Annotated in this window: 23 protein-coding genes and 2 pseudogenes; 16 read left to right on the forward strand and 9 right to left on the reverse strand. The window is 64.4% G+C overall.

Annotated elements, in window-relative coordinates; genetic code table 11:
• Positions 1–3 precede the first annotated feature (3 nt).
• Positions 4–450, reverse strand: a complete 447-nt coding sequence (locus ABIV12_RS07415) for an SUF system Fe-S cluster assembly regulator (RefSeq protein WP_348057812.1) — start codon at positions 448–450, stop codon at positions 4–6.
• Positions 451–499: 49 nt separating this feature from the next.
• Positions 500–1,519, reverse strand: a complete 1,020-nt coding sequence (locus ABIV12_RS07420) for a LysR family transcriptional regulator (protein WP_348057814.1) — start codon at positions 1,517–1,519, stop codon at positions 500–502.
• A gap of 89 nt (positions 1,520–1,608) precedes the next feature.
• On the opposite strand from ABIV12_RS07420, the gene ABIV12_RS07425 reads away from it, so the two are divergent.
• From ABIV12_RS07425 to murU, 5 genes are all read left to right on the forward strand, one after another.
• A complete protein-coding gene (locus ABIV12_RS07425; protein WP_348057816.1) occupies positions 1,609–3,219 on the forward strand; it encodes an NADH-quinone oxidoreductase subunit L in 1,611 nt (536 codons plus the stop codon).
• Between the two features lie 2 nt (positions 3,220–3,221).
• Entirely contained in the window at positions 3,222–5,792 is a 2,571-nt protein-coding gene (locus ABIV12_RS07430) for a DUF2309 domain-containing protein (RefSeq protein ID WP_348057818.1), read from the forward strand.
• Between the two features lie 133 nt (positions 5,793–5,925).
• Complete coding sequence (pyrC, locus tag ABIV12_RS07435) at positions 5,926–7,035, forward strand: dihydroorotase (protein ID WP_348057820.1); 1,110 nt, start codon at positions 5,926–5,928, stop codon at positions 7,033–7,035.
• Between the two features lie 284 nt (positions 7,036–7,319).
• Positions 7,320–8,372 carry a phosphotransferase gene (locus ABIV12_RS07440; RefSeq protein ID WP_348057822.1) on the forward strand — a complete coding sequence of 351 codons (1,053 nt, stop codon included), beginning with the start codon at positions 7,320–7,322 and terminating at the stop codon, positions 8,370–8,372.
• A 2-nt stretch (positions 8,373–8,374) separates the two neighbouring features.
• Positions 8,375–9,046 carry an N-acetylmuramate alpha-1-phosphate uridylyltransferase MurU gene (murU, locus tag ABIV12_RS07445; RefSeq protein ID WP_348057854.1) on the forward strand — a complete coding sequence of 224 codons (672 nt, stop codon included), beginning with the start codon at positions 8,375–8,377 and terminating at the stop codon, positions 9,044–9,046.
• Positions 9,047–9,077: 31 nt separating this feature from the next.
• Here the strand turns inward: murU and hda are convergent, their stop codons facing one another.
• The 4 genes from hda to ABIV12_RS07465 are packed head-to-tail and all read right to left on the reverse strand — an operon-like array spanning position 9,078 to position 12,189.
• On the reverse strand, positions 9,078–9,773 hold the full coding sequence (hda, locus tag ABIV12_RS07450) for a DnaA regulatory inactivator Hda (RefSeq protein WP_348057824.1): 696 nt from the start codon (positions 9,771–9,773) through the stop codon (positions 9,078–9,080).
• A complete protein-coding gene (locus ABIV12_RS07455; protein WP_348057826.1) occupies positions 9,770–10,963 on the reverse strand; it encodes an AI-2E family transporter in 1,194 nt (397 codons plus the stop codon). The genes hda and ABIV12_RS07455 overlap by 4 nt, the downstream gene beginning before the upstream one ends.
• Positions 10,960–11,529, reverse strand: coding sequence for a CDP-alcohol phosphatidyltransferase family protein (locus tag ABIV12_RS07460; protein ID WP_348057828.1), 570 nt, complete (start codon positions 11,527–11,529; stop codon positions 10,960–10,962). The genes ABIV12_RS07455 and ABIV12_RS07460 overlap by 4 nt, the downstream gene beginning before the upstream one ends.
• 12 nt (positions 11,530–11,541) lie before the next feature.
• Complete coding sequence (locus ABIV12_RS07465) at positions 11,542–12,189, reverse strand: DUF2066 domain-containing protein (protein WP_348057830.1); 648 nt, start codon at positions 12,187–12,189, stop codon at positions 11,542–11,544.
• Between the two features lie 167 nt (positions 12,190–12,356).
• Between ABIV12_RS07465 and purM the strand changes: the two genes are divergently transcribed.
• The gene (purM, locus tag ABIV12_RS07470) at positions 12,357–13,394 is read left to right on the forward strand and encodes a phosphoribosylformylglycinamidine cyclo-ligase (protein WP_348057832.1); all 1,038 of its coding nucleotides are present in this window, start codon (positions 12,357–12,359) and stop codon (positions 13,392–13,394) included.
• Between the two features lie 18 nt (positions 13,395–13,412).
• Positions 13,413–14,852 (forward strand): phosphoribosylglycinamide formyltransferase, encoded by a 1,440-nt coding sequence (gene purN, locus ABIV12_RS07475; RefSeq protein WP_348057834.1) that lies wholly within the window; start codon positions 13,413–13,415, stop codon positions 14,850–14,852.
• Between the two features lie 58 nt (positions 14,853–14,910).
• On the opposite strand, the pseudogene ABIV12_RS07480 reads toward purN, so the two are convergent.
• The 3 genes and pseudogenes from ABIV12_RS07480 to ABIV12_RS07490 form a co-directional block, all read right to left on the reverse strand.
• A pseudogene (locus tag ABIV12_RS07480) lies at positions 14,911–15,051 on the reverse strand (excalibur calcium-binding domain-containing protein); the annotation flags it as partial.
• A gap of 179 nt (positions 15,052–15,230) precedes the next feature.
• Positions 15,231–16,490 (reverse strand): UDP-N-acetylglucosamine 1-carboxyvinyltransferase, encoded by a 1,260-nt coding sequence (gene murA, locus ABIV12_RS07485; protein WP_348057836.1) that lies wholly within the window; start codon positions 16,488–16,490, stop codon positions 15,231–15,233.
• Between the two features lie 102 nt (positions 16,491–16,592).
• Positions 16,593–16,829, reverse strand: a complete 237-nt coding sequence (locus ABIV12_RS07490; RefSeq protein WP_348057838.1) for a BolA/IbaG family iron-sulfur metabolism protein — start codon at positions 16,827–16,829, stop codon at positions 16,593–16,595.
• Positions 16,830–17,040: 211 nt separating this feature from the next.
• Here ABIV12_RS07490 and ABIV12_RS07495 point away from each other — a divergent pair, with 211 nt between their 5' ends.
• The 9 genes and pseudogenes from ABIV12_RS07495 to ABIV12_RS07535 form a co-directional block, all read left to right on the forward strand.
• A complete protein-coding gene (locus ABIV12_RS07495) occupies positions 17,041–18,063 on the forward strand; it encodes a KpsF/GutQ family sugar-phosphate isomerase (protein ID WP_348057856.1) in 1,023 nt (340 codons plus the stop codon).
• A 56-nt stretch (positions 18,064–18,119) separates the two neighbouring features.
• Entirely contained in the window at positions 18,120–18,662 is a 543-nt protein-coding gene (gene kdsC / locus ABIV12_RS07500) for a 3-deoxy-manno-octulosonate-8-phosphatase KdsC (RefSeq protein WP_348057840.1), read from the forward strand.
• Positions 18,663–18,672: 10 nt separating this feature from the next.
• Entirely contained in the window at positions 18,673–19,257 is a 585-nt protein-coding gene (gene lptC, locus ABIV12_RS07505) for an LPS export ABC transporter periplasmic protein LptC (RefSeq protein ID WP_348057842.1), read from the forward strand.
• On the forward strand, positions 19,244–19,912 hold the full coding sequence (gene lptA / locus ABIV12_RS07510) for a lipopolysaccharide transport periplasmic protein LptA (RefSeq protein WP_348057844.1): 669 nt from the start codon (positions 19,244–19,246) through the stop codon (positions 19,910–19,912). Before lptC ends, lptA begins: the two co-directional genes overlap by 14 nt.
• Positions 19,912–20,631 carry an LPS export ABC transporter ATP-binding protein gene (gene lptB, locus ABIV12_RS07515; protein WP_348057846.1) on the forward strand — a complete coding sequence of 240 codons (720 nt, stop codon included), beginning with the start codon at positions 19,912–19,914 and terminating at the stop codon, positions 20,629–20,631. The genes lptA and lptB overlap by 1 nt, the downstream gene beginning before the upstream one ends.
• 134 nt (positions 20,632–20,765) lie before the next feature.
• Complete coding sequence (locus tag ABIV12_RS07520; RefSeq protein ID WP_348057848.1) at positions 20,766–22,178, forward strand: RNA polymerase factor sigma-54; 1,413 nt, start codon at positions 20,766–20,768, stop codon at positions 22,176–22,178.
• Between the two features lie 176 nt (positions 22,179–22,354).
• Complete coding sequence (raiA, locus tag ABIV12_RS07525; RefSeq protein ID WP_348057850.1) at positions 22,355–22,675, forward strand: ribosome-associated translation inhibitor RaiA; 321 nt, start codon at positions 22,355–22,357, stop codon at positions 22,673–22,675.
• Between the two features lie 27 nt (positions 22,676–22,702).
• On the forward strand, positions 22,703–23,152 hold the full coding sequence (locus ABIV12_RS07530; RefSeq protein ID WP_348057852.1) for a PTS sugar transporter subunit IIA: 450 nt from the start codon (positions 22,703–22,705) through the stop codon (positions 23,150–23,152).
• 118 nt (positions 23,153–23,270) lie between these two features.
• A pseudogene (locus tag ABIV12_RS07535) lies at positions 23,271–23,676 on the forward strand (HPr kinase/phosphorylase); the annotation flags it as partial.

Below are 23,676 nucleotides of genomic sequence, written 5' to 3' on the forward strand. Positions count from 1 at the left end.
GGATCAGACGGTCGCGACGCGCATTGGAATCGGTGCGCCCCGTCGGGGAGGGATTTTCAGCATGTCGGCGAGCGTGACACTGTCGAGCGCGGTGGCAATGGCCTGGTTGATGCGCTGCCAGTTCACGCGCACGCCGCAATGCGATTCATGGCCGCACGCGCCCGCATGCGCGCTGCATTCGGTCATGCCGATCGGCCCTTCCATCGCGGTGACGATGTCGGCAATCGTGATCTGCGCGGGCGCACGCGCCAACCGGTAGCCACCGAGGTTCCCGCGCGTCGAGACGACCAGTTCCGCCTGCGCCAGCACCTTCAACAGCTTGCTCACGGTCGGCACTTCGAGGCGCGAGCGTTCGGACAGCGCCTGCGCGCTCAGGACCCCGTCTCCTGCCGTGGCCAGGCAGGCCATCACGACAGTCGCATAATCGGTGAGTTTGCTGACGCGAAGCATGCGCGGATCTCAACTAGGACTGAAATAGTACTATTTCGGTCCGGTCATCTCAACTCTCATTCTCAGCGCGGCGTCGGCGGTCGACTCTGGCAGGCGGACGTGATCCCAAGGCGTCCGCCTGACGCGCCGCCCGGCCGGCGGGCGCAGCTCTCGATGTCGAACGAACTTCCCTCCCACTTCGCGAGGAAGCGAGGACTTCGGTCAACAGCGGGTTCGGAAATCGTCTGCTGGGCACGATGGCGTAGAAACTCTCGGTAATGGTCGGCAATCGGCAGTGCTCGATCAGCACGCCACTGGACAGTTCGTCGCGCACGACGATCGGAGGCACCAGCGTAAGCGCGTCGCTTTCGCGCGCGATCAGTCGCAGCATGGCCATGTCGTCGACCTCGGCGACGATGATCGGGCGAATGCCGGCGAGTGCCAGCGCGTGATCGAATTCGACACGGATGCCGCTGTCCAGACTCGGCAGCACGATGGGTTGGGTGCGCAGGTCGTCCGGAAAATGGAACGGTGATCGCTTCTTGCGGCGGCGCCCGACCAGACTCACCGGCTGTTGATCGAGCAAATGACTGCGCAACCCGGAGTGGGCGTCGCGCCGTAACGCGATGTTGGTCAAGACCACGTCAAGAACATGCGCTTCGAGCTGGGCAAGCAAGCTGTGCATGGCACCGGAGCAGAGGACGAGCTCGGTATCCGCCCGCCCGATCAGCGTGCGCAGGAACTCGAACTGGAAGTTGCGCGACAGTGTGGTCAGCGCACCCACACGGAGCACTTGTCGACGTGCGCCCGGCTGGCCTTTGAGTGAGCTCAGCAATTCATTGCCTGCAGCAAACATCGTGTCGGCGTGGTCGAGTGCGATGCGGCCTGCTTCGGTCAGCAGCAGACGCCTTCCCTGGCGGTCGAACAGCGGATGGCCCAGTTGCGCTTCGAGCTTGGCGAGCTGTACCGACAACGCCGAAGGCGAGATGTGAAGCCGGCTCGCGGCTTTCGTCAGGCCACCTTCGTGGGCGATGGCCCAAAAATAAAGCAGATGCTGGTAGTTCAACTTCGAACGCCAAATATCGTTCATCTAAACACAACGGTTCGTTTCAATCTTTGCAATATACAGAACAACGACGCATGGCTACATTGCGCCGCCATTCGCTGCAAGGAGAGATCGTGACTGCCGATTCGCTGCTCTGGCTCATCGCGCTTGGGCCCGCCGCACTGTTCGTGTGCGGAATACTGCCTCTCTCTGTCGGCCGTACACATGCCCTGTGCATGGCGCGCCGTTGCCATGCGGCAAGTGGAGTGGCGTTCGTGACGTCCCTCTGCGCGCTCATCGTGAACGCGCGTCTGGGCGCGTTGCATACGCCCACACTCGGGGCCGATGGCGTCGGGTTTGCGCTCTATCTCGACGTCCTCACCACCATCATGTTCGTGCTGGTGACCTTTGTCGGCATGATCGTGATGCGCTATAGCCGCAACTACCTCGACGGCGATGCGGGCCAGGCGCGTTTTTTCCGCTGGCTCAGCCTCACGCTGGCGTCGGTACTGACCGTCATCGTTTCCGGAAACCTGTTTCAGCTGGCGCTCGCATGGATCGCCACATCGCTCGCCCTGCATCAGCTGCTGCTGTTCTATCCTGATCGGCCTGCCGCTGTGCTGGCGGCGCGCAAGAAATTCGTCGCGAGCCGACTCGGTGACCTGTGCCTGGTCGCAGCTCTGGCACTGATTTTTGCGCGCTTCCACAGCCTCGACTACGCAGTGATCCTTGCGAGACCGAGCGCATTGGCTGCCGACGCCCCCTTGCAGCACGTTGCCGTTCTGCTGGTCGCCGCCGCGCTGCTCAAGTCTGCCCAGTTTCCGCTGCACGGCTGGCTGCTGGAAGTGATGGAAACGCCGACGCCCGTCTCGGCCCTGTTGCATGCCGGAATCATCAACGCCGGGGGCTTCCTGTTGCTGCGTTTTGCAGACCTCATCGTCACGTCACCGATGGCACTCGATGCGTTGATGATCGTCGGCGCAGTCACCGCTCTGTTCGGTTCCGTGGTGATGCTGACCCAGACGTCCGTCAAGGTCTCACTGGCGTATTCCACCATCGCGCAGATGGGCTTCATGATGTTGCAATGCGGACTGGGAGCGTTTTCCGCTGCGCTGCTGCATCTCGTCGCGCACTCGCTCTACAAGGCACACGCGTTCCTGTCGTCCGGCAGCGTGGTCGATGTTGCGCGCGCCGCGTCGAGCACCAGCCTTGGCGCCCGTGCGCATCCAGGGCGGCTGATATTGGCAATCGCCATCGTCTCGTCGGTACAGCTCGGAGTGAGCGCGCTGTTCGGGGCAACGCTGATCCTGGAGCCTGGCATCTTCACGTTGGGCGCCATTGTGCTGCTTGGCCTCACGCACCTCATCGTCAGCGCGGTCGACGAGCAGCCGACGGTGATCGTGATTGCGCGGGCGTCGATGCGCGTGGCTGCGGTCGCCGCCGCCTACTTCACGCTGCAATGGGCAGCCGCGGCGGTGACCGCCGAGGCGCTGCCGGCGATCCGCCCGTTGCGCGGGTTGTTCGACCTGATCGTCATCGTCACCACCGTGCTCGGCTTCGCCATGGTCACACTGCTGCAAAGCCTGCTGCCACGTCATGCAGGCGAACCCCGATGGCAGGCGCTTTACGCGCACGTGTCGAACGGGTTCTACGTCAACACGATCGCCAATCGACTCGTTCTGCGGTACTGGCCGTCGCCCCCGCCCCGAGCTCTCACGACCCACCTGCCGACGGGAGGAGCGTAGAAATGGCCGCCCTCCCGACCAGCCGGGTCGAGCCGGCCGTGCATCACGCAGCCGGGCGGACGTCTGCCGACATCGGCATTCCATCACGGCTGCTCGCGCAGGCGATCGCCAGCGCCTGCGATCGGATCGCGCCGCTGTGGCCGCTGAGGAATTTTGTTGCAGTCAATCCGTTTCTCGGGTTCAGCGGCCAGACGTTTGAATCGACGTGCGCGACGATGCGCCGGATCGCACGCGTGGACATGCTGATGCCTCGTGGCTTCTACCGCGACGCGGTGGCCGATGGCGTCGTGACGCAGGCAGACCTGGCGACAGCTCTGACCCAGGTCCCAAGAATCGAGTCCGCACCCGGCAATCTCCTCGCTCTCAACGAAGCACTTGCTCGCGATCCTGAAGGACACAGTCGGCCAAGCGCCGTGGTGGCCACCATTGCCGAGGTCCTCGACAGCCTTGCGGGCGGCGACCGCCATGCATCGCGCACGGCGTTCATGGTCGACGAACTGTCGAAATGGTGCGCGGCGTACTTCGACCAAGGCCAGGCGGCGTGGACCCTGCCATCCCGCAGTCTCAAGCCCTATGCCGCGTGGCGAAATGCGATGCGCCATGACCGCAACCCGGAAGCGATGGGGATTGCCGGGTTTCGCAGCGCGGTCGCCGGGATGCCGGACGATCCGCATGCGGCGATCGCCGCGGTGATCGATGCACTCGCAATTCCGGAACGCGCAATCGGGGACTACCTGTACCGCGCGCTGTTCGACATTCGCGGATGGGCCGCGTACGTCCGCTACCTGGCGTGGGACAACGCGCTCCATGGGCGCGAGGATGATCGACTGGTCCACCTGCTGGCGATCCGCCTCGTCTGGGGATATGCGCTGTTCTGCGAGCGGCGCGATCCGGCGGTCAAGCACGCCTGGGCTTCGGCGATGGCCGACGCCTCTGCTCTTCCACGCGATGAACACCTTGGAGACGATCCCGAACTGGCCGTCGATCTGGTCTTGCAACGTGCCTATGAGATTGCTTACCAGCGCAACCTGCTGTCGCGACTCGGTGCGCATGCGGTCGTGTCGAATCCCGTACCCGCGGAACGCCCCGCGTTGCTTGCTGCGTTCTGCATCGACGTGCGTTCGGAAATCTTCCGTCGTGCGCTGGAGCGTTTGTCGGCGCAGATCCAGACGCTTGGGTTCGCCGGATTCTTCGGTTTTCCGATCGAGTATGTTCCGATCGGCGAGGAGCGCGGCGGTGCCCAGTGTCCCGTTCTGCTCAAGCCTGCCTTCACCGTCTGCGAAGCGGTCGCGCGCGCGAGTGATCGCGAACAGGCGCACATCGTCGCGCTGCGACGGCTGCGGCGGCGCGTGGACAAGGCATGGAAATCGTTCAAGCTGTCCGCCGTGTCCTCCTTCACCTATGTGGAAACAGTGGGCTTGGCATTCGCTGCCAAACTGCTGAGCGATAGCGCAGGACAGACTCGAACCGTCGATCATCCTCATATGGATGGACTCGACCCGGGCGTGCGCCGACGACTGGGCCCCCGACTTGACCCAGGTCGACTGCACGGTCGGGAGACCGGCTTCACGCAGGAGCAGCGCCTTTCGATGGCCGAAGCGGTGTTGCGCGCGATGTCACTGACGCAGGGTTTCGCGCGCCTGGTGCTGCTGGCGGGCCACGGCAGCACGACTGTCAACAACCCGCATGCGAGCGGCCTCGACTGCGGCGCGTGTGGCGGCCACACCGGCGAAGCCAATGCCCGGGTCGCCGCTGCGATCCTCAACGATCCGGACGTGCGCATTGGGCTCGCCGCCCGCGGCATCACGATCCCGCCAGAGACCTGGTTCGTAGGCGCGCTGCATGACACGACCACCGACGAACTCCATCTGTTCGATACCGATGACTTGCCGCCCGCATTCCAGCCCGACATCGAACGCGCGCGCCAATGGCTCGCGTGCGCCGCAGTCGCAACGCGGAAGGAGCGCGCCCCGCTGCTCGGCGTCGATCCGCGCAAGCCGGTCGATGCGCAAGTGATGGCACGCGCGCGTGACTGGTCGCAGGTGCGTCCCGAATGGGGTCTCGCCGGCAATGCAGCGTTCATCGCCGCGCCGCGCGCCCGCACCCGGGGCCTCGATCTTGCCGGGCAGGCGTTTCTGCACAGGTATGATTGGCGGCAAGACAAGGAATTCGCCATTCTCGAATTGGTCATGACCGCACCGATGGTCGTCGCAAGCTGGATCAACCTCCAGTACTACGGCTCCACCGTCAACAATCGCGCTTTCGGGGCCGGCAACAAGGTATTGCACAACATCATCGGAACGCTGGGCGTATTGCAGGGAAACGCCGGCGACCTGCAGGTTGGGCTGCCGCTGCAATCAGTGCACGACGGCGAGAAGTTCATCCACAAGCCGTTGCGCCTCAATGTTTTCCTGGAGGCGCCCCTGCACGCAATCGATGCAGTGATCGGACGCCAGCAGTCGGTGCGCGAACTCATCGAGAACCGTTGGCTGCACCTGTACGCGATTGGCGAGGATGGATTGATTGCGCGCTACGAAGGCGCTGGCCACTGGCAGAATGAACGGGCGGGATGATCGTCTCGGGGATGCCGCCTGTCCGCCAAGCCTTCGCGCAGACCTGCAACACACATCGCCGAGCACTCGCGCAGACACAGAGAGTGACGACATAGTGACGCACGTTCCACAGACAACGGCCGGGAGGCCATCGATGACCATCGGCACGCACGAACAGCCACCGGCACTCACCCGCCTCGCCCTCACCCGCCCGGACGACTGGCACGTGCATCTGCGCGATGGCAACCTGCTCGAGCGGGTGCTGCCGGATACCGCACGGCGTTTCGCGCGCGCAATCGTCATGCCCAACCTGCAGCCTCCGGTCACGACCGTGCAGCAGGCGAATGCATACCGCGCGCGAATCATCGATGCCTTGCCGGCGGGCGCGCGCTTCGAGCCGCTCATGACGCTGTACCTGACCGACGTCACGTCCGTTGACGAGATCGCAGCGGCCAAGGCGAGCGGGATCGTCCATGCGGTGAAGTACTACCCCGCAGGCGCCACCACCCATTCCGACAATGGCGTGACCGATCTCGCACGCATTTATCCGGTGCTTGCCGCGCTGGAACAACATGACCTGCCTTTGCTGGTGCACGGTGAGGTCACGGATCCGACGATCGACGTGTTCGACCGCGAGGCGGTCTTCATCGACCGCCATCTCGAGCCGCTGGTGCGCGCATTTCCCCGTCTGCGGATCGTGCTGGAGCACATCACCACCGTGGCCGCGACGCAGTTCGTCAGCGCCGCCGCGGACAGCGTCGCGGCGACCATCACTGCGCACCATCTGCTGCTCAACCGCAACGCGATGTTTGTCGGCGGATTGCGCCCGCACCATTACTGCCTGCCCGTACTGAAACGTGAAAAACACCGTCAGGCCCTGCTGCACGCGGCCATCGGCGGCGACCCGAAATTCTTCCTCGGCACCGACAGCGCTCCGCATGCCGTGCACGCGAAGGAATCGGCCTGCGGCTGCGCGGGTATCTACACTTCGCACGCGGCCATCGAGTTGTACGCCGAAGCGTTCGACGAGGCCGGCGCCCTGCACCAACTGGAAGCGTTCGCGAGCTTTCACGGCGCCGACTTCTACGGCCTTCCCCGCAATGCCGACACGCTGGTTCTGGAGAAGCGCGCGTGGACGATGCCTGGAGAGATCGGCACAGGACGCGATGCGATCGTGCCACTGCGCGCGGGCTCGTCGATTGCGTGGCGGCTCGTCGACGCGCAACCCGGCCCTGCGGTTCGATCAACAATCGTGGCACCATGACCCGCCGGGTGTTCGCCCCCCGACAGCTGTTCCCTGATCCGGGAACGGCGCTGCGTCCAGCGTGTTTTGAATCCCGTATGCACGACCGTTCGGATCGAAACCGCCTGCCATGACGGACTGGTCAACAGGAATTCTTGCGCTCGAGCATCCGCAACGGATCGAACCTGCCAACGAGGCGGACCGGCAACGCGTGTCGGGGCACCAGAGCCTTTCATCACGTGCGTTGCAGCGCGGGCGTTTTCCGGCATGCTGCTAAACTGACCCATTTGCGAAAGGGAGCGTTCTTGGCTTCGACGACCGGACGCACCGAGGCGCTGCGACGCTTTGCCGAATCGGCGCTGTCCGACACGGACCTCGCCATCACCGTCGCGTCGGCCGATGCGAGCTTTCGCAGTTATTGGCGCGTGACGGGTGCGCATGGCACACGCATCGTGATGGACGCTCCGCCGGACAAGGAAGAGCTCGACCCCTGGCTCGACGTTGGCGCCCGTCTGCGCGCGGCAGGCCTGCACACGCCATACGTGTTTGCGACCGACGCGGCCCGCGGTTTCGTGCTGATGGAAGATCTGGGCGTGCGAACCTACCTGCCCGAGCTCGATACGCAAAGCGCGGATCGGCTGTACGGGGACGCCCTCGAAGCGCTGCTGTGGATGCAAACGCGGGTCGATACGCGCGGGTTGCAACTCTTCAGCCGCACCCATCTGGTGGCCGAGATGGCCCTGATGCCGCCGTGGTTCCTGCAGCGGCATCTCGGCATCGTGCTGCGTCCCGACCAACTCGCAGTGATCGACCGTGCGTTCGAATTCATCGCCGCGTCAGCGCGCGACCAGCCGCATGTTTTCATGCATCGGGATTATCACAGTCGCAATCTTCTGGTGATCGACACGGACACGTCCGGCATCCAGACGCCTTCGCTGCGCAATCCCGGCATCATCGATTTCCAGGGCGCGTTCGTCGGGCCGATCACTTACGATCTCGCCTCGCTGCTGCGCGACTGCTACATCGAATGGGACGGCACGCGCGTCGACACGTGGATGGAAAGCCATCGCCTGCGACTGCGCGACGAACGAACGATCGATCGTGACGTCGACCTGATGCGTTTCCGACGCTGGTTCGATCTGACCGGATTGCAGCGGCACATCAAGGTGCTCGGCATCTTCTGCAGGCTGTGGTACCGCGACGGGAAGGTCCAGTACCTGGCGGATCTGCCGCTGGTACGGCGCTACGTTGTCGGCGTCGCCTCGCGCTATCCCGAACTGGCCGCGTTCGTCGCGCTGCTCGAACGTGCGCGAGCCAACCGCGACCTCACAGTCTCAAGGCCCGAGTCGGGCGCATGACCATTCGCCATGCGCTGATCTTCGCGGCCGGGCGTGGCGAGCGGATGCGGCCGCTGACCGACACGACGCCGAAACCGTTGTTGCAGGTCGGCGGAAAAACGCTGATCGAACGCCATCTGGAAAAGCTCGCGCATGCCGGTGTACGGCGCGTCGTGATCAATACCTCCCACCTCGCCGCGCAGTTTCCCGCGATGCTCGGCAACGGCAAACGCTGGGACCTGCACATCGACTACAGCCATGAAGGCCCCGTGCCGCTGGAAACAGGCGGAGGCATCAAGCACGCGCTGCCACTGCTTGGGCCGTCGCCCTTCATCGTGGTCAGTGGCGACATTGTCAGTGACTACGACTACGCGCATCTTCCCGCCGAACCTGAAGGTCTGGCGCACCTGGTGATGGTGCCGAACCCGGATTTCCATCCACGCGGCGATTTCTGCCTCGATGGTTCGCGGCTCAACGAGGACGGCATCGGCGAGCGTCTGACGTTCGGCAACATCGGCGTCTACCGACCCGATCTTGTCGCCGCCGAAGCGGGAACGCATTTCAGATTGCTGCCGAGCTTCCAGCGCGCGATGCGTGACCTGCGGCTCGGAGGCGAGCGCTACGACGGATTCTGGCGCAACGTCGGTACGCCCGCGCAGCTCGAGGCGATCGCGCGCCGTGATGGGAACCTGTAGGAGCGGCTTCAGCCTCTGCGAGGATTTCCAGTCAATCCACGCTGAGCAGCGTCCGTAAAAAAGGAACCGTGACGCGACGCTGGGTCGCGAGCGACGCCTGATCGATCCGGTCCAGCGTGTCGATGAGCGAACCGAGGTCGCGCCGGGCGCGCGCGAAAAGCCAGTCGATGACGCCTTCGTCGAGCTCGATGCCACGCGCAAGGGCGCGATCGCGCAACAGCGCGCGCCGCGCCGGCTCATCGAGTGGTTTGAGCGCAACCTGCGTGCATGCGGACAGGCGCGATACGAGATCGGGAAGTCCGATCCCGGCTTGGGCCGGCGGCATGCTCGCCGCGAACAGCAGTGTCGATCGATCGGCACGGCAGCGATTGTAGAGATCGAACAACGCATGCTCGCCATCGTGCTCTCCGGCGACGGCATCCAGATCGTCGATGGCCAGCAGATCGCTGCCCCCGAAGCGGCGAATTGCGTCGCCCCTTGGAGCGGGCAACGAAGCGAGCGAGAGATATTGCGCGCTGCGCCCGGCGGCGTTGGCGGCCGAGCAGGTCGCGACGAGCAGATGGGTCCGCCCGCTCCCCACCGGTCCGCAAACATGAAGCCACGCCGCCGATGGATCCGCAGCTGCACTTCGCAGCAAATCGACCGCACCGCCATTGTGGCCTTCCACGAAACTGTCGAATCGCTGATGCGCCGGCCAGCGCAGAGCGAGCGGAATCTGTCCCGTCATGGATCGGACAGCGAATCGCCGGCGGTGCTGCGTTCGAGCACGACTTCGCTGGCGTCCGCGGTCGCGGACATCGGAGTACCCGCGACGACGATCACCGGCTCGGCCGTGGCGGTGTACAACTCGCTGGTGGTGTAGCGGTCGTAGAGATAGCGCAGCACGACCACCACTACCGACGCCACCGGCAGCGCGAGCAACACGCCTAGAAATCCGAACAGTTCGCCGCCCGCCAGCACTGCGAAGATCACGGCGACCGGATGCAGGCCGATCTTCTCGCCGACCAGACGCGGCACAAGCACGTAGCCTTCAAGGGCCTGGCCAACCGCGAACACGCCCAGGACGAGCAGCACGTGGGTCCAGTCCTGGTATTGCACCAACGCCGCAATCACGCCCATGACCACACCGGTGATCGCGCCGAGGTACGGCACGAAGCTGATCAATCCGGCAGCCATGCCGATCAATGGACCGACGCTGACGCCGACCATCCACAAGCCGACTCCGTAAAACGCGCCAAGCGCGACCATCACGCTGAGCTGCCCTCGCAGGAAGGCACCAAGCACGTCGTCCGACTCGCGCGCAAGCCGCGTGACGACCGGTGAGATCGAGCGCGGAATCAGCGCGGCAATCCGCACGACCAGCAGGTCCCAGTCGCGCAGAAGATAAAACGCGACGACCGGAATCATCACCAGGTTCAAGACCCAACCGACCACCGCCATGCCGGATTTGGACACGCGCCCGAGCACAGTCGCCGCAAATCCACCGGCCTCCTTCCAGTTGTCGCGCAGCGCATCGAGGATCTTCTGCGTGTCGAGAACATCCGGTGAAATGCCGAATCGCGTTTCCAGCCATGGCGTCGCGCGGGTCTGGAACCAGTCGAGCCAGATCGGCAGTTGTGACAGAAAGTTGCTGATCTGCCGCTCGATGAACGGAACCAGCAGAAGCACGATGACCACCAGGATCACGGTCACGACCAGAAACACCAGGCTGACCGCGAGGCTGCGTCCCATCCAGCGCTCGAGCCGGTCGACCACCGGATCGGCGAGGTAAGCGAACAGCGCGGCGGCGACGAACGGCATGAGCACCGGCGACAGCCAGTAGACGATCGCACACACCACGAACAACAGGATCAGCCACTGCCAGCGCAGGTCCATGCCTGCGTGCGCGACGACCACGGAATTTTCTCGCTCGATCATGCTTTCGATTTCCTGCGCAAGGCGACTTCATGGCGCGCACGCGCGCCCCACACACCGATGTAATGCACCCCACTGGCCAGCGTCAGCAGCGCGACCACGCCAATCATCGCCTGATGCAGCGGCGCGGGCACCTCGATCCACTGCGACAACCTCAGCAACTCGGCGAGCACAAACACGATCTGCACCACCGTCGTCAACTTGGAGATGCGACTGGGCTCGGCATCGAAACGTCCGACGAGATTGTGATATGCGATCGCACCGACCACGATGGCAAGATCGCGTCCGACGACCAGTACGGCCATCCAGATCGGCAGCACGCCCGCGAACGCCAGCGACACGAACGCCGCCATCAACATCAGTTTGTCGGCGATCGGATCGAGCATGCCGCCGATCCAGGTCGTCCAGCCGAAACGTTTGGCGAGATAACCGTCGAGCGCGTCGCTGAAACCTGCAATGGCTGTCACCAGCAATGCGCTCTCATAGCGTCCGGTCGCAATCAGATGACAAAGCGGCACCACCAGCACGAGGCGCAGTGCGGTAATGAGATTGGGCAGATGCCGCAGCATCGGTGCCGGCGATCAGTGGCCAAGGACGAGGGTCGCGTCGACGCCGTCGGCATGTGCCGACGTGTCCACGACCAGGGTGCGCTCCATGACGACCGCATCCAGGAAATGCGCAAGGTCCGTGGCCAGCGACAGTTTCACGAGCAAGCTGTCGCCGCGCGCCTGCAGCGGCACGGTCGCGCGCACGAAATTGCTCCGCGCGAGATAGCCGACAACACGGGCATAGTCGCTCGCGTCCCGGATGCCGCCGATCCACACGACGGCGTCGGTCGGGGTTTCAGACAGCGCGGCCGCGTCATCCTGCGCACCCAGGCCGAGACGCGCGAGAAGCTTGTCGACGGCCACGCTGTCGAACTGGACGATCAGCAGCAGCCTCGCGCCGTCGTCGCCACTGTTCGGCTTGTACTGGTACTGCAGGACGTAGCGCTCCGCCTGTGCAACCGCCTTCGCGACGTCCGGCCGCGCGAGGATGCCGCTGTCACCGGTCTGCGCCACCACGACATTCGCCAATGCGGTCTGCAGCGCGCCGACGCGCTCGTCGTCGGACTGCGAATTGACCGGAGCCTGCCCCGTATAGGCGGTCGGAGCAGCGGCCGACACGACCGCCGGCACAACCAGGGCCAGAAGCAGCGCGCACGCGCGCAGGTAAAAAAGGTGGCGCACAGTCGTCATCCTTGGGGCTTCACGGAATGCAAGTCTGCCAGCAATCGGCGGACGGCGGAATTTTGCGCCGGTCTTGCAGAACGCACGCTGGCCCGATCGGCGGCCGGCTCCTCGGTTCCACCCCACGCCTGCTAGACTGCGCGCCCGCGAAAGCCTAGCGCCACGCCATGTCCGCTGATCTCGAATCCCTCAGTTATCGCGCAGCCGGCGTCGACATCGACGCGGGCAACGAAGTCGTCGAGCGAATCAAGCCGCTGGTCAAACGCACGTTCCGACCGGAAGTGATGGCCGGACTCGGCGGTTTCGGAGCGCTGTTCGATCTCGGCGGCCGCTACCGCGAGCCCGTGCTGGTTTCCGGCACAGACGGCGTCGGCACCAAGCTGAAGCTCGCGCAGATGCTCGGTCGCCACGACACGATCGGCATCGACCTGGTCGGGATGTGTGTCAACGACGTGCTCGTGCAAGGGGCGGAGTCGTTGTTCTTCCTCGACTATTTCGCCACCGGCAAGCTCGACGTGGACACCACGGTGAGCGTCATCGGCGGCATCGCGCGAGGGTGCGAACTGGCCGGTTGCGCACTGATCGGCGGCGAAACGGCTGAAATGCCCGACATGTATCCGCCTGGCGAGTACGACCTCGCGGGTTTCTGTGTCGGCGTGGTCGAGAAATCCGCGCTGGTCGACGGATCGCAGATCGAGGCCGGTGACGCGATCATCGGCATCGCCTCGAGCGGCGCCCATTCCAATGGATACTCGCTGATCCGCAAGATTGTCGCCCGATCGGGGAACCCGTTCGACCTCGATCTCGGCGGCGTGACGCTTGCCGACGCGCTGATGGCGCCGACCACCATCTACGTGAAGCCGATCCTGCAACTCCTCAAGCAGCAATCCGTCCACGGAATGGCCCACATCACAGGCGGCGGTCTCAAGGAAAACATCATCCGCGTCGTGCCGGACGGCCTCGGCATCGCGCTCGACAGCGCTGCGTGGAAGCGCCAGGCGGTGTTCGACTGGCTGCAGCGTGAAGGCAACGTCGCTCGCGACGAGATGCTCCGCACATTCAACTGCGGCATCGGCTATGCGCTGATCGTCCAGCAGGGTCAGGTCGGGCTGACGCTCGACGCGCTCGAAACACTCGGACTCACCGCCTGGACGATCGGCGCAGTCGAGAATGCCCGCGGCGACGAGCGTGTGCACATTGCCTGACGTCGCGGTCTGATTGGCATGACGCCCTTCAGAATCGCCGTCCTCGTCTCCGGTCGCGGCTCGAACCTGCAGGCGCTGATCGACGCGCGGGCTGCCGGCACGCTGCCGATCGAGATCGTTCTGGTTGCCAGTGACAAGCCGTTGGCAGCCGCGTTGCGGCTCGCCGAGAGTGTGGGCATTCCGACACTCGCGCTGGATCCGAAAGCGTATCCGGAGCGGGCGGCGTTCGACGCGGACCTGTTTGCGCGGATCGCCGCCCACACGCCCGATCTCGTGGTCCTTGCAGGCTTCATGCGCATCATCGATCCGACCGTGCTCACGCCGTGGCAAGGTCGCATCATCAATATCCACCCGTCGCTGCTGCCGAAGTATCCCGGGCTGCATACGCATCGCCGCGCGATCGAGGCGGGCGACTCGCTGCACGGTGCGAGCGTGCATTTCGTGACCGCGGAACTGGACGCAGGTCCGACCATCGCGCAGGCGACGCTCGAAATCGGCTCCGAAGACACGCCTTCAACGCTGGCCGAACGGCTGCTCGCACGCGAGCACTGCCTCATCGTCGCGGTCGTCGCGCTGATCGCCGCGGGCCGGATCGCGATGCGTGGCAATGCCGTGCTGCAAGACGGCGAACCCCTTGCGGCACCGCTGCAGCTCGTCGGCTCCAATCGGCTCCGGATAAATCGCGGTTCAGGCGTACTCGGCCAGACTCTCGCGCTCGCCGTCACCTTGGCCACGCCCATGAATGCCGTGCTCCTGCCCCTGCTGCTTTCATTTGCAGCAACGACGCCGTCGATCGCCGCGGACATCGCGATCAAACCGTTCCACGCCGACTACGCCACGTTGCGCAACGGCAGTGAACTCGGCAAGACCACGCTCGACCTCGCCGACAACGGAGACGGGACCTGGACACTGCGCAGCGACACGCGAGGAACCGCCGGCATGGCGAAACTGGCCGGCGTCCACATCGTCGAAACCTCGCGCTTCCGCTGGAAGGACGGTCGCCCGGAGGCTGTCGCGTACGACTTCCAGCAAACGACCGCGTTCAAGGACAAGACCCGTCACGCCGACTTCGACTGGAAGGCCGGAGACGTTCACGTGGTCGAAGGTGACGGTGATTTCCGCTACCGGATCGAAGCCGGAATCATCGACCGGCAGGCCGTCACGCTGGCGATCGCGAGCGACCTTCAACGCGGCGCTACGAGCTTCGAGTACAAGGTCGCCGTCAAGGACCGCATCGAGACGATGCGCTACACGCGTGCCACTGGCGAGACATTGAACGTGCCGGCGGGCGACTTCGACGTGGTGCTGATGCAACGCGACGGCCAACCCGGCGCCGACCGCAAACGCGTCGCACGCAGCTGGTTCGCGTCCTCACTCGGCTGGATGCCGGTGCAGATCGAACAGACCGAAAAGAAGGGCGACACGGTGACGTTGAAGCTGGTGTCGATACGAAAGTAAGGCGATCGGATGCGGCTTGGGCGTCTGCGACACGGGGCCGGGAACACGCCGAGTGCCGTCAGTGACACCACTGCTGTTCGCACGGAACGCCGTCGAGGTCTCCGTCCATTGTCACGCCGGGACAGCTCTGCAGGAAATACGTCGCCTCAGCGCACGAACCCATCTGCGAACACCTCGTTCGGCCGTCACATGTGAAGGCAGCGTTCGGAATCGCGGCAGCACGTCGCTCGCCCGCATGGCGATCGCCAATCGGTTTCACAGCAGCGGTCAATCCGACGCGTGCACGTTGGTCCGCTTCCTAACGCGTGAGAAGTTGCCAAACCAACAGAGCGAAAACGACCGTGGCGAGAAGGCGCTTCACGGTGCTTGCGCTGACCGTCAGGCTGGCAGGCGCCGGATATGCGCACCCAATCCACCGAGCTTTTCCTCGATGTTCTCGTAGCCGCGATCGATGTGATAGATGCGATCCACCGTGGTGTCGCCTTCCGCAACGAGGCCGGCGAGAACCAGCGATGCCGACGCGCGCAGGTCGGTGGCCATCATCGGTGCGCCCGACATTTTTGCGACGCCCTTGATGATCGCGGTGTTGCCTTCGAGCTGGATGTCGGCACCGAGGCGCTGCAATTCGTGCGCATGCATGAAGCGGTTCTCGAACACCGTCTCGGTGATGATGCCGACGCCTTCGGCGACGCAGTTGAGCGCGGTGAACTGCGCCTGCATGTCGGTCGGGAACGCGGGATACGGCGCGGTCGTGATGTTGACCGCCTTCGGGCGACGGCCGCGCATGTCCAGCTCGATCCAGTCTTCGCCGACGTTGATGTGCGCGCCGGCATCCTCGAGTTTGCTCAGCACGACGTCGAGTGTCTTCGGGCGCGTGCGCTTGGCCATCACCTTGCCACCGGTGATCGCGCCCGCGACGAGGAATGTGCCGGTTTCGATACGATCCGGAAGCACCTCGTAGGAGGTTCCGTTGAGTCGCTCGACGCCCTCGATCACCAGAGTCGCGGTGCCGGCTCCCTCGATTTTCGCGCCCATTGCGTTGAGGCAGTTGGCGAGGTCGATGACTTCCGGTTCCTGCGCCGCGTTCTCGATGATCGTGGTGCCCTTGGCCAGTGCGGCAGCCATCATCAGGTTCTCGGTACCGGTGACGGTCACCAGATCCATGTTGATGCGTGCGCCGCGCAAACGCTTCGCAGTCGCCTTGATGTAGCCGTTCTCCACGGTGACTTCGGCGCCCAGTGCCTGCAGACCGCGCAAATGCAGATCCACCGGACGCGAGCCGATCGCGCAACCACCCGGAAGCGAGACGATCGCTTCACCGAATCGCGCGACCAGCGGACCGAGCACGAGGATCGATGCGCGCATCGTCTTGACCAGATCGTACGGTGCAAAATAATTCCGGGCCGGGCGCGGATCGACGTGGATCTTCATCCGTTCGTCGATGACGAGCTCCACCCCCATCTGGCCGAGCAGCTCCATCGTCGTGGTGACGTCGTGAAGGTGCGGCACGTTGCCGATCGTCACCGGGCCGTCGGCCAGCAGGCAGGCGGCCAGGATCGGCAGCACCGCATTCTTGGCCCCGGAAATCCACACGTCGCCGTTGAGCGGTTGTCCGCCCTTGATCACGATCTTCGCCACTCGATGTACTCGCTCGTTGCCGCCGTCCATGGACCTTAAGCCACTTCCTGTCGGGTTGGGTGAAACGGTTGCGGTCCGCATCATGCGAACCGCTCCGGTGAATCAGCCGCGCGCGGCTTCTTCGGGCGTCAGCGTGCGCAGCGACAGTGCGTGGATCGCGCCGCCCATCAGGTCGCCGAGCGTCGCATACACCATTCGATGACGCGCCAGCGGCAGCTTGCCGGCAAATGCCGGGCTGACGACCAGGGCTTCGAAATGCACGCCGTCCGGGCCGCTGACCTCGACTTTCGCGTCGGGCATGCCCTTCTGGATGAGATCCTGCACGCTGGAACTGTCCATCTTCTGCGTTTCCTCGGGCGATAGGGGGATCGGCCGCGGGGAATCCGCTGGCTGCGACGCTGACGCAGCATGGGCCGTCCTGTAGCGCGACCACGGGTCCAATCCCGTTCGTGAAGCGGCTACAATGAGGCGGCGCATGGTACTCAAAATCCTCGGACAGCGCAGAATTTCCGATGCCTTCCACTCCCTCGCAGTGGTTTCCCTCGCCCCCATGAATGCCCAGATCCAGACGTCATCGCGGCCGATGAGCAATCCCCTTCTTGATGCGACCGCGCTGATGCGCAGCGCGCACGCGGTGATTGCGACCGAAGCACGCGCGATCGAAGCGCTGCACGACCGCATCGACGCGAGCTTCCTGCGCGCCTGCCAGCTGATGTTCGAGTGTCCGGGTCGGGTCATCGTTTCCGGCATGGGGAAGTCGGGCCACATCGCCCGCAAGATCGCCGCGACCCTGGCATCCACCGGCACGCCGGCGTTCTTCGTGCACCCGGGCGAAGCGAGTCACGGCGATCTCGGCATGATCACGCAGAAGGACGTCGTGCTGGCGCTCAGCAACTCCGGCGAGACCGACGAGCTCCTGACCATCCTGCCGGTGATCAAACGCCAGGGAATTCCGCTCATTGCGATGAGCGGCAACAGCGGCTCATCGCTTGCGCGCCTTGCCGATGTGCACCTCGATACCAGCGTTCCGGCCGAAGCGTGCCCATTGGGGCTGGCGCCGACATCGTCGACCACCGCCGCGCTGGTGATGGGGGACGCGCTGGCGATCGCGCTGCTCGAGGCGCGCGGCTTCACCGACGAGGATTTCGCGCGCTCGCATCCGGCCGGAAGCCTCGGACGCCAGTTGTTGCTGAAAATCAGCGACATCATGCACACCGGTGCACAGATTCCCGCGGTCGGCCCGGATGTGTCGCTCACCGAAGCACTGGTCGAGATGACCCGCAAGGGACTCGGCATGACGGCCATCATCGAAGCCGACCGCAGTCTGCTCGGCGTGTTCACCGACGGCGATCTGCGCCGTGCGGTCGACGACGACGACATCGACCTGCGCACCACGCCGGTGGTCCGGCTGATGAGTGCGCGACCGAAAACGATCAGTGCCGACAAGCTCGCGGTCGAAGCCGCGCAGCTGATGGAAGCGCACAAGATCCATGCGCTGATCGTCGTCGACGCCGACCATCGCGTGGTCGGAGCGCTGAATATCCACGACCTCCTGCGCGCGCGGGTGGTTTGACAGGCGCCGCCGCCGAGTCGGCCCGCATCGTTTTTGCCAATCCCCGACCTCAATCCATGCTCTCGTCCGACCTCCCTTCCGACATTCGCGAACGCGCCGCGCGCATCCGGCTGGCCGTGTTCGACGTCGACGGTGTGCTCACCGATGGCCGCCTCTGGTACACCGCGGACGGCCATGAGTTGAAGGCCTTCCATGCGCTGGACGGGCTTGGCCTCAAGCGCCTGCTGGCCAATGGCATCGAAGTGGCAGTCATCACTGCGCGAATGAGTCACGTGGTCACCGAACGCATGGCGGAACTGGGCGTTGCACACGTCTACCAGGACCAGAACAACAAGCTCGCGTGTCTCGAACAGCTCCTCCACGCACTCAAGCTGGAACCCGAGCAGGTGGCGTACGTCGGCGACGACCTGCCTGATCTCGCGGCGATGCGTCGGGTGGGATTCTCCGTTGCGGTCGCCAATGCGCACGCATCGGTTCGGGAACACGCGAACTGGCGGACGACTCTCTGCGGCGGTGCGGGTGCGGTGCGCGAAGTGTGCGACCTGATCCTCGGCGCGCAGGGTCTGGCGGACGCGGAGCTCGCAGCGTTCCTCGGCTGACGATTCACGCATGGACCGTCGCTACTGGCTGCTCGTCTCGATTCTCGCTGTGCTCGCGCTCGGCACGCAGCTGGTGCTTTGGTTCACCCGCGATCGAGCGGACGCACAGACGTTCGCCGGTCCGCCGCGGTCGGACTACACCCTGACCGATTTCACGTTGAACGCGCTCGATTCGCTGGGCAAGCGCACCTTCCAGGTGACCGGTCCGACCCTCGCCCGCCGCGGCGACGACGGCTCGATCTTCGTCACGACACCCGACTACGTGCTCGTCGATGGCAGTGGCAATCCGTGGACCGGGACATCCGACTCTGCCTGGGTCAACAAGGAAGGCACGATCATGAAGCTGCTCGGCCATGTCGAGATGCATCGGGCCGCACACGGCGACGAAGCGCAGCTCGACGTCGTCACGCGCGACCTCACGACCTGGCCAAAGGACAAGAAAATTGAAACCGCCGCACCGGCCACGATCAGCCAGCCCGGTTCTATACTGGATGGGATCGGCATGCGCGGCGATCTCGACACGAAGGTCCTGGAGCTGCTCTCGGATGTCCACTCGACCATGCAACCCAGGGAAAAGCACCATGCAGAGAAATGACCTGCACCTTGCGGCACTCGCATTTGGAGCACTCTCGCTCGCGGGACTCGCGCGCCCCGCGCACGCGTTGAGCAGCGATCGCGACAAGACGATGAACGTGAAGGCCGGCTATTCGAAGGTCACCCAGGGAAACGACAAGACACCTGGCATCTACTTCCTCAAAGCCGACGCCGCGACGCCATTGGTGGTCATCACGCAGGGCACCATGAAGGCGACCGGAAGCGAAGCCACCATGTACCAGCGTCCGACCGGCGCGAAAGGCGCCGGGGGTTCGAGCAGCATCCAGCGGGTGGTCATCACCGGAAAGCAGGCACACCTTGAGCAACAGCAGGACAAGGGCGGCCAGATGACCGCCAATGCCGACCGGATCGACTACGACGCGGACACCGCGATCGCGGTCCTCACCGGCAACGTGGTGGTGGTGCAGCAGGGCAGCGGCACCTTCAACGGCGAGCACATGACCTACAACACCAACACCGGCGAAATGGAAAGCAGCGACACGACGTCGCACAAGCCGGTCACGATGACGTTCGAACCAAAGGCCAAGCCCGAAAAGGCGGCGTCGGCCGCCGATGGCGCCAAACCCGCCGCAACGAGTCCAGCAGAGTCGAACAGACCGGCGAAAAAAGACGGCACCCCCGGCGAACAGCCCTGATGCTGAGCGCGACCGGACTGCGCAAGAGCTTTCGTGGTCGCGCCGTCGTGCGCGATTTCGGCTTCACCCTCGAACAAGGCGAGATCGTCGGACTGCTCGGCCCGAACGGCGCCGGCAAGACCACCTGCTTCTACATGGTGGTCGGTCTGGTCGCCGCGGACGCAGGATCCATCCGCGTGGACGACCGCGACGTCACCACTCTCGCGATGCACTCCCGTGCGCGCCTTGGTGTCGGCTATCTTCCGCAGGAAGCGTCGGTATTCCGCCGCCTCAGTGTCGCCGACAACATCACGGCGATCCTCGAACTGCGCGCCGACCTCGATCGGGCGGGGCGCGGGGCCGAGCTCGAATCGCTGCTCGATGACCTGCAGATCGGACACATCGCCGGCCAGAAAGGTGTGAGCCTGTCCGGTGGAGAACGTCGCCGCGTGGAAATCGCGCGGGCGCTTGCGGCCAAGCCGCGCTTCATGCTGCTGGACGAGCCGTTCGCCGGCATCGACCCCATCTCCGTGGTCGACATCCAGCGGATCGTGCGCCAGCTCAAGTCCCGTGGCATCGGCATCCTGATCACCGACCACAACGTGCGGGAGACGCTCGGTATCTGCGATCGCGCCTACATCATGAGCGAGGGCGCGGTGCTGGCGCAGGGCTCGCCCGCCGAGATCCTGGCGAACGAGCAAGTGCGCGAGGTGTATCTGGGGCGCGAGTTCCGCATGTAACCGCAGCGCCGGCGGGCGGCGACGGTCGTGCCGCCACCGCCGCGACGTTCGCCCAACGTGCCCGCCCGTCAAGGCTGCACCCCGCGTCGGTTTGGCGCTAGGATGAACGAAAGGGGACTTGGCACGCTTCAGGCATGAAACCCGCTCTCCAACTCCGGCTGGGCCAATCGCTGGCCCTCACGCCCCAATTGCAGCAGGCCATCCGGCTTCTGCAACTGTCGCGGCTGGAGCTCGAGCTGGAACTCAATACCGCACTCGAATCCAATCCGTTGCTGGACATGGAGGACGGCGAAAGCGACGAGGCGGATTCCGCCGACAGTGCCGAAGATGTCGACGTCGCGTCCAGTGAAGGGGAAAGCGACCACGCCGACGCGGTGGACGAGATGCCGCTCGATCTGGACCGCACCGAGTATCGCGGTACGGCGCTCGACGAAGACGGCATGGAACCACAGGACGCCGAGATCGAGGACCTGCGCGACCACCTGCTCTGGCAACTCAATCTCACGCCGATGCCGTTGCGCGACCGCGCGATCGGCGCCGCGATCATCGAGGCGATCGACGACGATGGCTACCTCGCCGAAACGGACGAGGTGATCCGCGACACGCTTGCATCGCTCTATACGATCGAGCTGGAGGAAGTCGGCTCGGTTCGTCATCGCGTGCAGCATTTCGATCCTGTCGGTGTGGCCAGCCGTAACCTGCGCGAGTGTCTGACCGTGCAGCTCGAAGTCTTTGCTGCGCAGACGCCGGGCCTGATGCTCGCGCGCACCCTCGTCGGGGATCATCTCGAGGCCCTGGCCAAACAGGACCGCGCACGCCTGTGCCATCGGCTGCACGTCGAGGAGGCGGAGTTCGAGATCGCGCTGGCGCTGATCCGCTCCCTCTCGCCGAAGCCGGGTAGCGGATTCTCCAACACTGCTGCGGAGTTCGTCGCACCGGACGCCTACGCGCGCAAGATCAGTGGCCGCTGGCAGGTGGCGCTTGCTCCGGGTTGCCAGCCGCGCCTGGGCATCAACGAGCACTACGCCGGGCTGATTGCCAAGGCACGGCGGGATGATGCGTCGTATCTCAAGGGACAGTTGCAGGAAGCGCGCTGGCTGATCAAAAGCCTGAAAACGCGCGCGGAAACGATGCTCAAGGTTGCCGGGTCGATCGTGCGAGCGCAGGAGGCCTTCCTCGAATTCGGTGCCGAGGCGATGCGACCCCTCGTGCTCAAGGATGTCGCCGACGAGATCGGCATGCACGAGTCGACCATCAGCCGTGTCACCACGCGCAAATTCCTGCACACGCCGCGTGGCACGTTCGAGTTCAAGTATTTCTTTTCCAGCGGAGTCGGCACCGTCGATGGCGGCGCCGCATCGGCAACCGCCATCCAGGCCATGATCAAGAAGCTGATCAGCGAGGAAAAAACCGCACGACCACTGTCCGACCAGGGGCTCGCGGCGGAGTTGAACAGCCGCGGCATCAATGTCGCGCGTCGCACGGTTGCCAAGTATCGCGAGGCGCTGAACATTCCTTCGTCCAATGACCGCAGCCGCCTCGGTTGAGGGTCATGCCAATGTCTGCTGCGCGAACCGGAACGGTCATTCATCGAGCAAAGGGGGAACACCGAGTACAACTTCCTGTCAGAGACAACGAGGCTGCGTTGTTCCTCATCAGCGGAGCATGCGCGGCATTTCGCTCGGGTCCGGAGATTGCCGGCCCATTTCAAGAGGAGTTCATCATGCAGATCAACGTCAAGGGTCATCAGGTCGAAGTCACCACGTCGCTGCACGACTACGCTGTCAGCAAGTTCGAACGCGTCACGCGTCATTTCGATCACCTGAATGAACTGGCCATCGTGCTTGGCATTGAAAAACTCCTGCACAAGGCCGAGGCGACGTTGCTCCTTTCCGGAAAAAAGCTCCATGCGGACGCGACCGCGACCGACATGTATGCGGCCATCGACGCGCTCGTCGACAAGGTCGATGTGCAGGTGCGCAAGCACAAGGAAAAACTCACCGATCATCACGCCGACGCCGTGCGCGCCGCCCGCTACAGCTGATATCACGCAAGCCGACCGCACCCGCCCATGCCCTTTCTTGATTTGCTTCCCGGCGAGCGGGTTCGCAGCGGGCTTGTCGTCGACGACAAGCCCGCTCTGATCGAACAGCTGGCCCAACTGCTGGCCGACCGTGACGACGTCGCCGTCGTCCGCGATGCGCTGAATGCGCGCGAGCGCCTTGGCAGCACCGGTCTCGGCCATGGCGTTGCGATTCCGCACGGACGCAGTGCGGCAATCCACGAGGCGCGTGCAGCGTTCGTGAGACTCGCCAGTCCGGTGGACTTCGGGGCCGACGATCAACAAGGCGTCGACCTCGTAGCCGCGCTGATCGTACCGGCGCATTTCACCGACCAGCATCTGAAGCTGCTGGCAGAATTGGCCGAGCTGTTTTCCAGCAACACGTTGACCGATGAGCTCCGCGCAGCGTCCGACGCTCCGCTGCTGCTCGATGTGCTCAAACGCGGCTTGCGCGGCTGAACGATCGCTGCGGCGCTGCCGACCGTGTGACGCCCGCATCCCGATGCCCTTACACTGCGAATACGTGCAAATCTCGCACGCACTCCCGCAGTGAAAACATCTCGCCCCACACCCGACCATGGATCGCCTGACCGCCCGCCAGTTGTTCGACTCCGTCGGAGAACGCCTTTCGCTGCGATGGGTGGCGGGTCAGCGCGGCGAAAACCGGGCAATGGAAACGGGCGGCAATCAGCCGAGGAGACCGTCGCTCGCCGGATACCTCAACATCATCTATCCGAACAAGGTGCAGATCATCGGCACCGAGGAGCTCAACTACCTCGACAGCCTCGATTCGCGCCAGCGCTGGGAAACGGTCGAAAAGATCGTTGCCTACGAACCGACCGCGCTGCTGGTGACCAAGGATCAGACCATTCCGTCGGATCTGCGCCAGGCGGCCGAAGAATCCAACACGCCGCTTTGGCACAGCCCCAAGCGCGGCCATGAACTGCTGACCTACCTGCAATATCAGCTCGCACGCACGCTCG

Source organism: Dokdonella sp. (assembly GCF_039926425.1).
Classification (GTDB): domain Bacteria; phylum Pseudomonadota; class Gammaproteobacteria; order Xanthomonadales; family Rhodanobacteraceae; genus Dokdonella_A.

Coding starts and splice junctions, on each gene's coding strand:
- ABIV12_RS07415 (WP_348057812.1), bottom strand. CDS start 450: ATGCTTCGCGTCAGCAAACTCACCGATTATGCGACTGTCGTGATGGCC.
- ABIV12_RS07420 (WP_348057814.1), bottom strand. CDS start 1,519: ATGAACGATATTTGGCGTTCGAAGTTGAACTACCAGCATCTGCTTTAT.
- ABIV12_RS07430 (WP_348057818.1), top strand. CDS start 3,222: ATGGCCGCCCTCCCGACCAGCCGGGTCGAGCCGGCCGTGCATCACGCA.
- pyrC (WP_348057820.1), top strand. CDS start 5,926: ATGACCATCGGCACGCACGAACAGCCACCGGCACTCACCCGCCTCGCC.
- hda (WP_348057824.1), bottom strand. CDS start 9,773: ATGACGGGACAGATTCCGCTCGCTCTGCGCTGGCCGGCGCATCAGCGA.
- ABIV12_RS07455 (WP_348057826.1), bottom strand. CDS start 10,963: ATGATCGAGCGAGAAAATTCCGTGGTCGTCGCGCACGCAGGCATGGAC.
- ABIV12_RS07460 (WP_348057828.1), bottom strand. CDS start 11,529: ATGCTGCGGCATCTGCCCAATCTCATTACCGCACTGCGCCTCGTGCTG.
- purM (WP_348057832.1), top strand. CDS start 12,357: ATGTCCGCTGATCTCGAATCCCTCAGTTATCGCGCAGCCGGCGTCGAC.
- purN (WP_348057834.1), top strand. CDS start 13,413: ATGACGCCCTTCAGAATCGCCGTCCTCGTCTCCGGTCGCGGCTCGAAC.
- ABIV12_RS07490 (WP_348057838.1), bottom strand. CDS start 16,829: ATGGACAGTTCCAGCGTGCAGGATCTCATCCAGAAGGGCATGCCCGAC.
- ABIV12_RS07495 (WP_348057856.1), top strand. CDS start 17,041: ATGAATGCCCAGATCCAGACGTCATCGCGGCCGATGAGCAATCCCCTT.
- kdsC (WP_348057840.1), top strand. CDS start 18,120: ATGCTCTCGTCCGACCTCCCTTCCGACATTCGCGAACGCGCCGCGCGC.
- lptC (WP_348057842.1), top strand. CDS start 18,673: ATGGACCGTCGCTACTGGCTGCTCGTCTCGATTCTCGCTGTGCTCGCG.
- lptA (WP_348057844.1), top strand. CDS start 19,244: ATGCAGAGAAATGACCTGCACCTTGCGGCACTCGCATTTGGAGCACTC.
- lptB (WP_348057846.1), top strand. CDS start 19,912: ATGCTGAGCGCGACCGGACTGCGCAAGAGCTTTCGTGGTCGCGCCGTC.
- ABIV12_RS07520 (WP_348057848.1), top strand. CDS start 20,766: ATGAAACCCGCTCTCCAACTCCGGCTGGGCCAATCGCTGGCCCTCACG.
- raiA (WP_348057850.1), top strand. CDS start 22,355: ATGCAGATCAACGTCAAGGGTCATCAGGTCGAAGTCACCACGTCGCTG.
- ABIV12_RS07530 (WP_348057852.1), top strand. CDS start 22,703: ATGCCCTTTCTTGATTTGCTTCCCGGCGAGCGGGTTCGCAGCGGGCTT.